The organism is Amycolatopsis regifaucium (assembly GCF_001613935.1).
In the GTDB taxonomy this organism is placed as follows: Bacteria; Actinomycetota; Actinomycetes; order Mycobacteriales; family Pseudonocardiaceae; genus Amycolatopsis; species Amycolatopsis regifaucium.
This window is the reverse complement of the sequence record NZ_LQCI01000050.1, coordinates 60,418-73,703: the sequence shown is the minus strand read 5'-3', so window position 1 is coordinate 73,703 and position 13,286 is coordinate 60,418. Positions and strand designations below refer to the sequence as shown.

The following is a 13,286-nucleotide window of genomic DNA, read 5'->3' as shown; positions in this document are numbered from 1 at the left end:
AGGTAGCCATGGAACCGGCGCAGGCGTTGAGGGAGATCGCGTTCCGGCTGGAGCGCGCGGGCGAACCCACCTACCGGGTGCGGGCTTTCCGGCAGGCGGCCACGGTGATCGCCAAGGTCGAACCGGATGAACTACGCAAACGCACCGAGGCGGGCACGTTGACCGCGTTGCCGAATATCGGCAAGGCGACCGCGGCCGTCGTCGAAGACGTCCTCGCCGGACGCCGTCCCGCGTACTTCGAGAAGATCGGCGAGCCGAAGCTGCCCGACGGCGGGCCGATGCGGGCCGCGCTGCGCGGCGACTGTCACACGCATTCGGATTGGTCCGACGGCGGGAGCCCGATCGAGGAAATGGCCGAGGCCGCCCGCGCGCTCGGCCACGAATGGATGGTGCTCACCGACCACTCGCCGCGGCTGACCGTCGCCAACGGACTCTCGCCCGAGCGGCTGCGGCGGCAGATGGACGTCGTCGCGGAACTGAACGAGCAGATGGCGCCCTTCCGGATCCTGCACGGTATCGAGGTCGACATCCACCTCGACGGCACGCTGGATCAGGAGGAGGAATTGCTGGCGCGGCTGGACTTCGTCGTCGCCAGTGTGCATTCGAAGCTGCGGATGCCCGCCAGGGAGATGACCCCGCGGATGATCGCCGCCGTGCAGAATCCGCACGTCCGGGTGCTGGGGCACTGCACCGGACGGCTGGTGATGGGCGGCCGGGGGAAGCGTCCCGAGTCGGAGTTCGACGCGGAAGCGGTGTTCACCGCGTGCCGGGACAACGGCGTCGCCGTCGAGATCAACTCCCGTCCCGAACGCCGGGACCCGCCGACGCGGTTGCTGAACCTGGCCGTGGACCTGGGCTGTGACTTCGCGATCGACAGCGACGCGCACGCGCCGGGGCAGCTGGACTGGCTGGTCTACGGCTGCGCGCGGGCCAACGAGCTGGGGATCGAGCCGGACCGGGTGATCAACACGCGGACGGCTGAGGACCTGCTCGCCTCGTGAGTGGTAGTGGCTTTCCGGCCCCGGCCGTGAAGGACCTGCGCGAGGGTGATGGTTCCACGGGCATCGGCTACAGCGTCGCGAACCGCAGGCCCGCGTCGCTCAACCTGTCGATCAGCGCCTGCCCCATCGCGGTCGCCGTGGTCACCTGCCCGGCCGTCTCCGGCAGCTCGTCCAGCGCCAGGCACACGGCGGACTCGCCGAGCATCTTCGCCGTCTCGCCGTAGCCCGGGTCACCACCGGACACCTCGGTCACGACACGTTCACCGCCGCTCTCGGCGTGAAACCGCACGGAGAACCACGACCGCGCCCGACGGACCTCGTCCGGGCCGCCGCCGGGCTTCAGCAGGTTCGACAGCGCCCGCCGCGCCGGGGGGAGCTGAGCGGCCGCGAAGAGCACGCCCATGCCGGCGGCACCGGCGGCCACCACCGGAAGCCGTTTGACCGCCGCGAATTGCCGGTAGGTGAAATCGGGACCGTACGCCGGAAGCGCGGTGGCCGAGCGTTCGACGATCTTCGGGTCGAGGGTCGGCATCGGGACCGCCCAGAAACCGTCGGGGTTGCGATGCGGTGCCCCGAAGGAGGCGCGCGCACGGCGGCCAGCCGGACGTGGTTCGGCCGCGGCACGGTCCCGTGCGGCGCGGATACTCGCGGGCAGCCGGGAAAACGCCGTCAGCGCCGAGAGGAACGTGCCGCCCGACGGCATCCCGCCCGCGCGCGCGTATCCGTCGATGCGGACCGGTTTTCCTTGCGGCAGCTGGGAAATCGTGTAGAGGACGCCAAGGTCGTACGGGATCGAATCGAAACCGCACGCGTGCACCAGCCGGGCGCCGGTCTCGGCCGCGCGGGCGTGGTGGGCGAGGAACATCTTGTCGACGAACTCGGGCTCGCCGCACAGATCGACGTAGCCGGTCCCGGCTTCGGCGCACGCGGCGACCAGCGGCTCGCCATAGTGGACATACGGGCCGACCGTGGTGGCGACGACCTTCGTGGACTCCGCCACCTCGCGGAGCGAGTTCACGTCGGAGACGTCGGCTCGCAGCAGCGGTAAGCCGGCGAATTCCTCGTTGAGCGAGAACAGCCTCTCCCGCAACGCTTCCAGCTTGCCGAGATCGCGTCCCGCCAGCGCGAGGCGCAGACCGGGCGGTGCGGCCTCGGCGAGATACTCCGCGGTCAGGCCACCGGTGAAGCCGGTCGCGCCGAACAGCACGACGTCGTGGTCACGTTCAGTCGGCATGGCGCCAAGGCTACCGCCGGTCAGCGCCGGTCGCCGGTGTAGACGATGGCGGCGCAGACGGCGTCGACGCCCGAGATCAGGTCGGCCAGCGCGCGGGGGAGTTCCCGGTGGGTGGCCTCGGCCCAGGTGCGCAGCCCGGCGCGGTCGAGTTCCGGTTCGCAGAGGTCGTCGAGACCGACCGTCCAGGCCAGCAGCGCCAGGCACACGGAATGCGGATCCGGCTGTTCGGTGCCGAGTACGGCGGCTCTGGCCTTGCTGCGCGCGGCGGTCGACATCAACAGATCCCGCGGCGGGTACCGGTGAATTTTCCGCATCAGCACCCGTTCGGTCTCGCGGGTGACCACACCCGCGGCGAGTAGATTGCCCGCGACCATTTCCCCGAGATCGTGGCGAAGGTGGTCGACCCACTCCCGCACGGTGTGGGACTCCCGCTCACCGCGGATTTCCGAGAACACCCGATCCAGCGCGGGGTGGGCGAGGCCGCGGCGGGACAGCGGCCGGATTCGCTTGCGTTCCACGGTGATCCGCTCGGCGAGCAGGAGATCGCAGAGCGCGGAACCGGCCATTCCGATGCCGAGTCCGGTGCGGCGGAGCGCGGGCTTTCCGGTGAACTCGTCGTGGGCGAGGAAGAACAAAGAATCGACCAAGGTCAGCCGACGCATGAATGGCATGCCCCCCGGCGTCGTAGTGCGGACGGCCAAAGTAGCGGTAGTCGCCCCGCCGTCGCGACCCGAGGTCCGTTTTTAGCCTGAACGGACGTACCTCGCCGGGGTGCCCGGCCCTAGGGTGGGATGGCTCTCGCAAGATCAAGAACGCGTATCGACGCGTTCGCCGCCAAACCGACGTCCGGGGGGACGGGTTCATGGGTACGCAAAGACCGCGGCGCGGTCTCGGTCGGCGACGGCTCGGAGCCGCACAGATCGTCTTCTTCGTGGTGGCCGCGGCGGGCCCGCTGTTCGCCATCGCGGGCGGCGTCCCGACGAACTTCGCGGTCACCGGCAGTGTCGGCGTGCCGCTCTCGTTCCTCCTGCTGGCGCCGATCCTGGCCCTGTTCGCCGTCGGCTACGCGGCGATGAGCCGCTACATCATCAACGCCGGCGCCTTCTATCCCTACGTCGCCAACGGGGTCGGCAAATCGAGCGGCGCCGGGATCGCGTTCGTGACGCTGATCACCTACAACGCCATCCAGATCAGTGTCTACGGCCTGTTCGGCTGGTCCGTGTCGACCTGGCTGGGGACGCTCACCGGCTCGCCGCCACCGTGGTGGCTGTGCGCGCTGATGATGGTGGTGATCGTCGGCGCGCTGGGCGTGCTGCGGGTCGATCTCAACGCCAAGGTGCTCGGGGTGGCCCTGTGCCTGGAGGTCGCCGTCCTCACCGTCGTCGACGTCACGCTGTTCGCGAATCCGGCCGGTGGCAGCGTTTCCTGGGTGCCGCTCGAACCGGCGAGCCTGTTCACCACGGGAGTAGGCGCGGTGTTCGCGTTCTCCGCCGCCGCGTTCATCGGCTTCGAGGGCGCGGCGACCTACGGCGAGGAGACGCGCGAACCCAGCCGCACCGTCGGCCGGGCGACGTTCGCGGCGATCGGTCTCACGGCGGTGCTCTACGTCGTGTCGTCGCTCGCGCTGGCCGTGGGCGCCGGACCGGACGTCATCGTCACCACCGCGTCCGCGCAGGGCCCGGATCTGCTGTTCAACCTGGCGGGCGGGCATCTCGGCGAAACGTTCTCCGACGTCGCCTACACGCTGTTCGTGACCGGTCAGTGCGCGGCACTGCTGAGCTTCCACAACGCCGTCGCGCGGTATTTCTTCGCGCTGGGCCGGGAAGGGTTGTTGCCGCGCTCGCTCGCCAAGACGAGCAAGCGCACCGGCGCGCCGGTGGCCGGTTCGCTCACCCAGACCGCGCTGGCGCTGGTGGTGGTGGCCGCGTTCGCGCTCGCCGAACGCGATCCGGTCACCGAACTGTTCACCTGGCTCGGCGCGACGGCGTCGACGGGTGCCGTGGTGATCATGATCGCCGTCTCGCTGTCGGTGATCGGCTTTTTCAAACGGCGTCGTCAGGCCGAAAACGCCTGGCGCCGCTGGATCGCGCCCGGGTTGGCGATGCTCGCGCTGTCGGCCGTCCTCGCCTTGATCCTGCTCAACTTCGACCTGCTGCTCGGCCCGGCCGGGTCGTTCCTGCTGCGCTGGGGGCTGCCGGGGCTGGTGGTCCTCGCGGCCTTGGTGGGTTTCCTGCGCGCGGAAGTGCTGCGGACGCGGGATCCCGAAACCTACGCCGGGATCGGCGGCCCGCTCGAAGAAGGGGAAGACGCACGCGGCCCCGCCGCGCTGAGGTCCGGTCACCATCCTAAGTAGACGCTGTGGCGTGTCCCGTGCCGGATCCCTCGTCGATTTGTCTATAAAGGACTGGTAAAGTAGCGGCGAGATGACGCCGAACCGTGCCCCCGCTCCGCGGCACCGTTCCGTCTTCTTTCTCTTGATCTTGCTCGTCTTCGCCTTCGTCACGCCGACTGTTCCCCCTGGGCACGGCGTCCTGGGGAACAAGGGCTTCACGCAGGACGATCCGGTCGCCGTCTTCGCGACCCATCCGCTGCCCGCCTTCCACGGCGCGCAAGTCGTTCCCCTCGTCGACGTGCCCGCCGAAACGGCGACCGCCGACCTCTCCGACGCCGGACCCGCTCCCGAGCCGGGCGAATCCGTCCTCGTCACCCGCGCGCTGCCCCACGCCGCCGCGCGGGCGCCTCCGCGCTGATCCGGTCCCAGCGTCCCGAATCAGCCACCATCGGAGGTCTCCATGAGTTCCGGTCATGCCCTGCTGGCCGTCGGCGGGGCGTTCCTCGCCGCCGGCGTCATCGCCAGAGCGGGCGCCCGTATCGGGCTGCCGACCATCCCCCTGTTCATGCTGGCCGGTTTCGTCTTCGGCCCCAACACCCCCGGACTGTCCCTTGTGGACGATCCCAGTGAGCTCGGTGTGCTCGCCGGGCTCGGCCTCGTCTTCCTGCTGTTCTACCTCGGCCTCGAGTTCTCGCTCGACGACCTCGCCAAGGGCGGGCGCAAACTCGTCTGGTCCGGACTGAGCTACCTGGTCCTCAACATCGGCGGCGGGCTCGCCTTCGGTTTCCTGCTGGGCTGGGGAACCAGGGAAGCGCTCGTCATCGCCGGTGCCATCGGGATCTCGTCGTCGGCGATCGTCACCAAACTCCTGCTCGAATCGCGCCGGATGAACAACCCCGAATCCCGGCTGATCATGGGCATCATCGTGATCGAGGACCTGTTCCTCGCGCTGTACCTGGCGTTGCTGCAGCCGGTGTTGTCCGGAGCCGGGAGTTTCGGGTCGGCCATGGCCGACTTCGGCAAGGCCTTCGCCTTCCTGATCGTGATGGCCGCGCTCGCCCGCTGGGGTGGCCGCGTGGTGTCGAAGCTGTTCGGTTCGGCCGACGACGAACTGCTGACCGTCTGCTTCGTCGGTGTCGCCGTCATGGGTGCGGCCGTCGCCGAGGAGGTCGGGGTGTCCGACGCCATCGGCGCGTTCATGGTCGGCATGATGCTCGGCGGCTCGAAGGTCGCGCCGCGGATCCACAAACTGGTGCTCCCGCTGCGGGACGCGTTCGGCGCGCTGTTCTTCTTCATCTTCGGGCTCAGCATCGACCCGAACGCGGTCGGTTCGGTGGTCGTGCCGGTGCTGATCGCGGTGGCGCTGACGATCGTGGTCAACCTGGGCGCGGGCACGCTGGCCGCGCGGCTGCACGGGTTCGACCGCCAGGCCGGGGTCAACATCGGGCTGACCGTGCTCACCAGGGGTGAGTTCTCCCTGGTGCTCGCCGCGATGGCGACGGCGGCCGGACTGGACTCGCGGGTCGCGCCGTTCGTCGCGGGCTACGTGCTGCTGCTGGCCGTGATCGGTCCAGTCGCGGTCATCCGCTCGGAGAAACTCACCTGGTTGCTACCGGCGGGTATCGTCCGAGGCTCGCCCCGCCGCGACGAGCCGGCCCGGGTGGAGTGACGAGGAGGCCTGGGTGACGGAGCGGTTCGGCGGCTACCAGAACGAGATCTACCTGCAGGGGCTCGGCGGGACCTTCCCGCCGTGCTCTGCCGATGCCACGAAGCTGGAGGAGTCGGCGCGGGAGATCTTGGAGCCGGGGCCGTTCTGGTACGTCGCCGGTTCGGCCGGTTCGGGCGCCACCGCGCGCGCCAACCGCGAGGCGTTCGACCGCTGGCGGCTGGTTCCCCGGATGCTCACCGGCGCGACCGAACGCGACTTGTCCACGACCGTGCTGGGGACCCCGATGCCGGCGCCGGTGCTGCTGGCACCGATCGGTGTCCAGTCGATCGTGCACGAGGGCGCCGAACCGGCGGCCGCGCGGGCCGCGGCGTCGGTCGGCCTGCCCTACATCATGTCGACGGCGTCCTCGACCGGCATCGAGGACGTCGCCGAGGCGAGCGGGGAAGGGCCACGGTGGTTCCAGCTGTACCGGCCCACCGACAACGACGTCTGCGCGAGCATCCTGGCGCGGGCGAAGGCCGCGGGGTTCACCACGCTCGTGGTCACGCTCGACACCTGGACCCTCGCGTGGCGCCCGAACGACCTCGACCACGCGTATCTGCCGTTCATCAAGGGTGAGGGGCTCGGCGTCCCGCTCAGCGACCCGGTGTTCCGCGGCTTGCTGGAGAAGACACCGGAGGAGGACCCGCCCACCGCGATCCTGCGCTGGATCTCGATGATCACCGGCACCGACAGCACCTGGGACCGGCTGCCGTTCCTGCGTGAGCACTGGGACGGCCCGATCGTGCTCAAAGGCGTCCAGCATCCCGACGACGCGCGCCGCGCGCTCGACGCCGGGATGGACGGGATCGTCGTGTCCAACCACGGCGGCCGCCAGGTCGACGGCGCCGTCGCGTCGCTCGACATGCTCCCGGAGGTCGTGAGCGCGGTCGGCGACCGGATCGAGGTCCTGTTCGACTCGGGCATCCGCACCGGCGCCGACATCGCCAAGGCGCTCGCGCTCGGGGCGAAGGCCGTGCTGGTGGGGCGGCCGTGGGTGTACGGCCTGGCGCACGCGGGGGAGGAAGGCGCCCGGCACGTGCTGCGGAGTCTGCTCGCCGACCTCGACCTGACCATGGGCCTGTCCGGCCACCGCACGCTCGCCGACCTCACCCCGGGCTCCCTCATGCGCTCCTGACCCCGCGTTTCGTCCTCTGAATGCGGTAGTTCGCGTTGCCAACTACCGCGTTCAGAGGACGAAACGCGGGGGGTGGGTGGTGACGTGCGGGATATTCGGAGGCCGTGCTCGTCACCCACGGCTATCCTGGTGCCGGTCATGGCCAGTACACCCTCCCCGCTCGGCGCCCTGCGCGCTCGCCTGCCCGAACTGATGTCGCGCGACGAGCACCGCCTCCGGCGCCGGCTCGACGGTGCCCGGAAAGCGCGGAACGCCGAGAGCATCGTCGCGCAGATCGAGGCGGACATCGAGGCCGCCGAACTGCGGATCACCCGTCGGCGCGACAACGTCCCGAAGATCTCGTATCCCGAAGAGCTGCCCGTCAGCCGGCGCAAGGACGAGATCGCCGAGGCCATCCGCGACCACCAGGTGGTGATCGTCGCGGGGGAGACCGGTTCCGGGAAGACGACCCAGCTGCCGAAGATCTGTCTCGAACTCGGTCGCGGCATCCGGGGCCAGATCGGCCACACGCAGCCGAGGCGGCTGGCCGCGCGCACGGTCGCCGACCGGATCGCCTCCGAGCTGAACACCGAACTCGGCGAGGCCGTCGGCTACAAGGTCCGGTTCACCGACCACTCCGGCCAGGACACGCTGGTCAAGCTGATGACCGACGGCATCCTGCTCGCCGAGATCCAGACCGACCGGATGCTGCGGCAGTACGACACGCTGATCATCGACGAGGCGCACGAGCGCAGCCTCAACATCGACTTCATCCTCGGCTACGTCAAGCAGCTGCTGCCGCGCCGCCCCGATCTCAAGGTGATCATCACCTCGGCGACGATCGATCCGGAGCGGTTCTCCAAGCACTTCGACGACGCGCCGATCGTCGAGGTCTCCGGCCGGACGTATCCGGTCGAGGTCCGCTACCGGCCGATCATCGACCCCGATGATCCGGACGCCGACCAGGACCGGGATCAGACGCAGGCCATCTGCGACGCCGTCGACGAACTCCAGCACGAGGGGCCGGGCGACATCCTGGTCTTCCTCTCCGGCGAGCGGGAGATCCGCGACACCGCGGACGCACTGTCCAAAATGGACCTCAGGAACACCGAGATCCTCCCGCTGTACGCGCGGCTCTCGTCGTCGGACCAGCATCGGGTGTTCCAGCGCCACACCGGGCGCCGCGTCGTCCTCGCCACGAACGTCGCCGAGACGTCGCTGACCGTGCCGGGCATCAAGTACGTCGTCGACCCCGGCACCGCGCGGATCTCGCGCTACAGCCATCGCACCAAGGTCCAGCGCCTGCCGATCGAGCCGGTCTCGCAGGCGTCCGCGAACCAGCGCAAGGGCCGCTGTGGCCGTACCTCCGACGGTATCTGCGTCCGGCTGTACTCCGAAGACGATTTCGACGCCCGGCCCGAGTTCACCGATCCGGAGATCCTGCGGACCAACCTCGCGTCGGTCATCCTGCAGATGACCTCGCTCGGCCTCGGCGACATCGCGGCGTTCCCTTTCGTGGAGCCGCCGGATCGCCGCCAGGTCACCGACGGTGTCCAGTTGCTGCAGGAGCTCGGCGCCTTCGACATGTCGGACGGCAAGAAGCTCACCGAAACCGGCCGCAAGCTCGCCCTGCTCCCGGTCGACCCGCGGATGGCGCGGATGGTGCTGGAGGCCGCACGCAACGGCTGCGTGCGGGAAGTGATGATCATCGCCGCCGCACTGTCCATTCAGGACCCCCGTGAGCGGCCGGCGGAGAAGCAGCAGGCGGCGGACGAGCAGCACGCCCGGTTCGCCGACAAGACGTCCGACTTCCTGGCGTACCTGAACCTGTGGGAATACGTCAGCGAGCAGCAGAAGGCGTTGTCCACCAATCAGTTCCGCCGGTTGTGCCGCAACGAGTACCTGAACTACCTGCGCATCCGCGAATGGCAGGACATCTTCAGCCAGCTGCGTCAGCTGGCGAAACCGCTCGGCATCACCCTCAACGCGGGTGGCGCGGCCGATCCGCAGCGGGTGCACACGTCGCTGATCGCCGGGTTGCTGTCGCACGTCGGCCTCAAGGATCCGGCCAAGGGCGACTACCTCGGCGCGCGCGGGGCGCGGTTCTCGGTGTTCCCGGGTTCGGCGCTGTTCAAGAAGCAGCCGCGGTTCGTGATGTCGGCCGAACTGGTCGAGACGTCGCGCCTGTGGGGCCGGGTCAACGCGCGGATCGAGCCGGAATGGGTCGAACCGCTCGCCGGGCACGTGGTCAAGCGGAACTACTCCGAGCCGCATTGGGAACGTAAGCAGGGCGCGGTGATGGCCCTGGAAAAGGTGACCCTGTACGGGGTCCCGCTGGTCGCCGACCGCCGCGTCAACTACGGCCGGATCGACCCGGAACTGAGCCGCGAACTGTTCATCCGGCACGCGCTGGTGGAAGGCGACTGGGAGACCAGGCACAAGTTCTTCGCCGAGAACCGCGCGCTGCTGGAAGAGGTCGAGGACCTGGAGAACCGCGCGCGCCGCCGCGACATCCTGGTCGACGACGAGACCCTTTTCGAGTTCTACGACCAGCGCGTCCCGGCCGACGTCGTCTCGGCTCGGCATTTCGACAGCTGGTGGAAGAAGGCCCGGCACACCGAGCCCGACCTGTTGAGCTTCGAGAAGACGATGCTCATCAACGAGACCGCGGGCGGCGTGCGCGAGGCCGACTACCCCGATTTCTGGACGCAAGGCAGCCAGACCTTCAAGCTCACGTACCAGTTCGAGCCGGGCGCGGACGCGGACGGCGTCACCGTGCACATCCCGCTGCCGGTGCTGAACCAGGTCACCGCGGACGGTTTCGACTGGCAGGTCCCCGGCCTGCGCGAAGAACTGGTGACCCAGCTGATCAAGTCGCTGCCCAAGGCGATCCGGCGCAACTTCGTACCGGCACCCGATCACGCGAAGCTCGTCCTCTCGCGGGTCGGCCCCGCCGACGGCCCGCTGCTGCACGCCGTCGCGGACGAACTGGAGGCGCTGCGCGGGGTGGTCATCCCCGACGACGCCTGGCAGCTGTCCGCGGTGCCGGAACACCTGAAGATGACCTTCCGCGTGGTGGACATCCGCGGCAAGAAGGTGTCCGAGGGCAAGGACATCGAGGCGCTCAAACGAGACCTGAGCGGCCAGGTGCGCGCGACGATCTCCAAGGCCGCCGACAGCATCGAGCGCGAGGGCCTCACGACGCCCGCGTTCGGTGAGCTGCCGAAGGTGTTCGCGAGCAAGCAGCGCGGGCACGACGTCAAGGCGTATCCGGCGCTGGTCGACGAAGGCGGCACCGTCGCGGTGCGGCTGCTGGACACGCCGGGGCAGCAGGAACAGTCGATGTGGGCGGGCACGCGGCGGATGCTGCGGCTGAACCTGCCGTCGCCGATGAAGTTCATCACCCGCAACCTCGGCAACTCGTCGAAGCTCGTGCTGAACCGCAATCCGCACGGTTCCGTGGCGGCGTTGCTCGAAGACTGTGTCGACTGCGCCGTGGACAAACTCGTGGCCGACAACGGCGGCCCGCGCTGGGACGAGGCCGGTTTCGCCGCACTGCTGGAGAAGGTGCGCGCCGGGCTGAACCCCGGCGTGCTCGCCGTGCTGACCGACGTCGAGAAGATCCTGCGCGCGGCCAACGACGTCGAGACACGGCTGGCGGACACCCGAGGCCCGGCCGACTCGCTCGCCGATATCCGGGCACAGCTGGACGGCCTGGTGCACAAGGGTTTCGTGACCGAAACCGGGCAGGACAGGCTGAAGCACGTCGTCCGGTACCTGCGGGGGATCGAACGGCGGCTGGAGAAGCTCCCGACCGAGCCGACCCGTGACATCCAGCGCACCGGCGACATCGTGTGGCTGCGTAACGAATATCAGGCGGCGCTCGACGCGGTGCCGCCGGGGACGTCGTCACCCGCGCTGCGGGAGATCCGGTGGATGATCGAAGAACTGCGGGTGAGCTTCTTCGCCCAGACGCTCGGTACCGCGCACCCCGTCTCGCTGAAGCGCGTCATCAAGGCACTGGACGACGCCGCCACCCGCGTTTAGTCCTCTAAATGCGTTTTGGCGTGGGGGCTCACGGTTTGGTGACCCTCCGGTGGGTTTCCCCGGCGCCCTCGACTGTCCGCGTTCAGTCCTCTAAATGCGGGTTACTTCGCATCGGCGTAGGTGTCCACGGCGGCGATGTGCAGCGGGAACCGGACGGGGCAGGCGGCACCGAACAGCATCCGCGCCGCCTCGGCCATGCTGTCCACAATGGACTGAGACACCTCGTCGGCGAACTCGGCCGGGGTGTGCACCAGGACCTCGTCGTGCTGGAAGAACACCAGATGCGCGGGGGAGGGGAGCTTGCCGCGCAGGGTGGCCAGCAGGACCGCGGTCATGTCCGCCGCGCTCGCCTGCACGACGAAGTTCCGGGTGAACCGGCCCCAGCCGCGCGACGCTTGACGTGCCTTGGTCTCGGCGGCCTCGTCCTCGGCGACGCCGCCGGTCAACGCGCGCCAGGCCTCCGACGGCGCGGGTGAGGTCCGGCCCAGCCGGGAGCGGACGCGTTCGCCGCGTTCCCCGGCCTGCGCGGCACGCTCCACATAGGACACCGCGTCCGGGAACCTGGTCCGCAGCAAGGCCAGTAGCGGTCCCGCCTCGCCGGAGGTACCGCCGTACATCGCCGAAAGCATCGCGATCTTCGCGCGGTCGCGGTCGGTTCTCTCGTCCCAGGCGGGCACCGGGACGCGGCGCACGCCGGAGAACATCGCCTCGGCGAGGCTGGCGTACAGATCCGTGGCCGCGGCGACCTCGGCCAGTTTGCGGTCGCCGGACAACGCCGTCAGCACCCGCGGCTCCAGTTGGGCGGCGTCGGCGACCACCAATTTCCAGCCGGGATCGGCGCGGACGCAGGTTCGCAGGATCTTCGGGATCTGCAGCGCGCCACCGCCCCGGCTCGCCCAACGGCCCGAGACGACCCCGCCGACGACGTAATGCGGGCGGAACCGGCCGTCGTGCACCCACTCGTCGAGCCAGGCCCAGCCGTTGGCGGAATGCAGCCGCGCGAGTTCCTTGTACTCCAGCAGGGGTGGCACGGCCGGATGGTCGATGTCGCGCAGCAGGTACTTCCTCGCCGAAGTGACCTCGATGCCCTCGCGTCCGAGCGCGCGGACGACGCTGGCCGGGGCGTCCGGGTTGACCGGTCGCCCGCCGAACGCGTCGCTGATCTTCGCCGCCAGGTCGACCAGCCGCTTCGGCCGGTGCCCGGCCGGGACGCGCGGACCGAGCTGCTCGGCGAGCAGTTCGAGGTGCAGGTCCGCACGCCACGGCAGTCCGTCGGCCGACATCTCCGCGGCCGCCAGCGCGCTCGCCGACTCCGCCGCGAAGAGCAGCCGAAGCCGCTCCGGATGTTCGGTGAGGGCGACCCGTTTCTCCTGTTCGGCCAGCACGAGACGGGCGGCGTCGACCACGGTGACGCCGGACGGCAGCCGAGGGCCGCGCGTCTCGAACAGGGTCGGCTGATCGTCCTCGGTCCACAGTGGTGGCTCGTCGGCGGGCGCCTCCTGCCCGTTCGCTCTGGCCAGCGCCGCGCGCAGGCTCCGCGATTCCTGCGGGCGGCCTTCGTGCGCCAGCAGGAGGCCCTCGACCAGCTCCAGGTCGTGACACCGCCGCACCCGGAGACCGGCCTTGATCAGGGCCGGGTACGTCCGCTCGACCGACGGGAGCACCCAACGGGGTGAGTGCTCCGCCTCCAGCCCGCGCACTTCGTCGACGAACCGCGCCAGGGTCAAGCCACGACGCGGCGGTTCCCCGGAAATCGAGATCGCGAAGTCGCCATCCTCCTCCTGACCTGCGATCGCCTGCACGTTGCCATTGTGCTAGTTCCTACCGACATTTCTGTCATCAGCGGG

The 13,286-nt window shown here is 69.6% G+C and carries 9 protein-coding genes; 6 read left to right on the top strand and 3 right to left on the bottom strand.

All coding sequences use genetic code 11. The annotated features are described in order from the left end of the window. Positions 1–8 precede the first annotated feature (8 nt). On the top strand, positions 9–1,001 hold the full coding sequence (locus tag AVL48_RS33135) for a PHP domain-containing protein (protein WP_061981503.1): 993 nt from the start codon (positions 9–11) through the stop codon (positions 999–1,001). A gap of 67 nt (positions 1,002–1,068) precedes the next feature. On the opposite strand, the gene AVL48_RS33130 is transcribed toward AVL48_RS33135, so the two are convergent. Further along, positions 1,069–2,235, bottom strand: a complete 1,167-nt coding sequence (locus AVL48_RS33130; RefSeq protein WP_061981504.1) for a saccharopine dehydrogenase family protein — start codon at positions 2,233–2,235, stop codon at positions 1,069–1,071. Positions 2,236–2,255: 20 nt separating this feature from the next. Beyond that, positions 2,256–2,906 (bottom strand): GOLPH3/VPS74 family protein, encoded by a 651-nt coding sequence (locus AVL48_RS33125; protein ID WP_244162369.1) that lies wholly within the window; start codon positions 2,904–2,906, stop codon positions 2,256–2,258. A 191-nt stretch (positions 2,907–3,097) separates the two neighbouring features. Between AVL48_RS33125 and AVL48_RS33120 the strand changes: the two genes are divergently transcribed. The 5 genes from AVL48_RS33120 (at position 3,098) to hrpA (ending at position 11,439) form a co-directional block, all read left to right on the top strand. Beyond that, the gene (locus tag AVL48_RS33120) at positions 3,098–4,588 is read left to right on the top strand and encodes an APC family permease (RefSeq protein WP_061981506.1); all 1,491 of its coding nucleotides are present in this window, start codon (positions 3,098–3,100) and stop codon (positions 4,586–4,588) included. A gap of 70 nt (positions 4,589–4,658) precedes the next feature. Next, a complete protein-coding gene (locus tag AVL48_RS33115; RefSeq protein ID WP_061981507.1) occupies positions 4,659–4,985 on the top strand; it encodes a hypothetical protein in 327 nt (108 codons plus the stop codon). 42 nt (positions 4,986–5,027) lie between these two features. Further along, complete coding sequence (locus AVL48_RS33110; RefSeq protein ID WP_061981508.1) at positions 5,028–6,236, top strand: cation:proton antiporter; 1,209 nt, start codon at positions 5,028–5,030, stop codon at positions 6,234–6,236. Positions 6,237–6,249: 13 nt separating this feature from the next. Continuing rightward, a complete protein-coding gene (locus AVL48_RS33105; protein WP_061981509.1) occupies positions 6,250–7,413 on the top strand; it encodes a lactate 2-monooxygenase in 1,164 nt (387 codons plus the stop codon). A 138-nt stretch (positions 7,414–7,551) separates the two neighbouring features. Continuing rightward, on the top strand, positions 7,552–11,439 hold the full coding sequence (gene hrpA / locus AVL48_RS33100; protein ID WP_061981610.1) for an ATP-dependent RNA helicase HrpA: 3,888 nt from the start codon (positions 7,552–7,554) through the stop codon (positions 11,437–11,439). A 101-nt stretch (positions 11,440–11,540) separates the two neighbouring features. On the opposite strand, the gene AVL48_RS33095 is transcribed toward hrpA, so the two are convergent. Next, positions 11,541–13,241: a bifunctional 3'-5' exonuclease/DNA polymerase gene (locus AVL48_RS33095; RefSeq protein ID WP_061981510.1), complete on the bottom strand. Its 1,701-nt coding sequence runs from the start codon at positions 13,239–13,241 to the stop codon at positions 11,541–11,543. Positions 13,242–13,286: the final 45 nt, after the last annotated feature.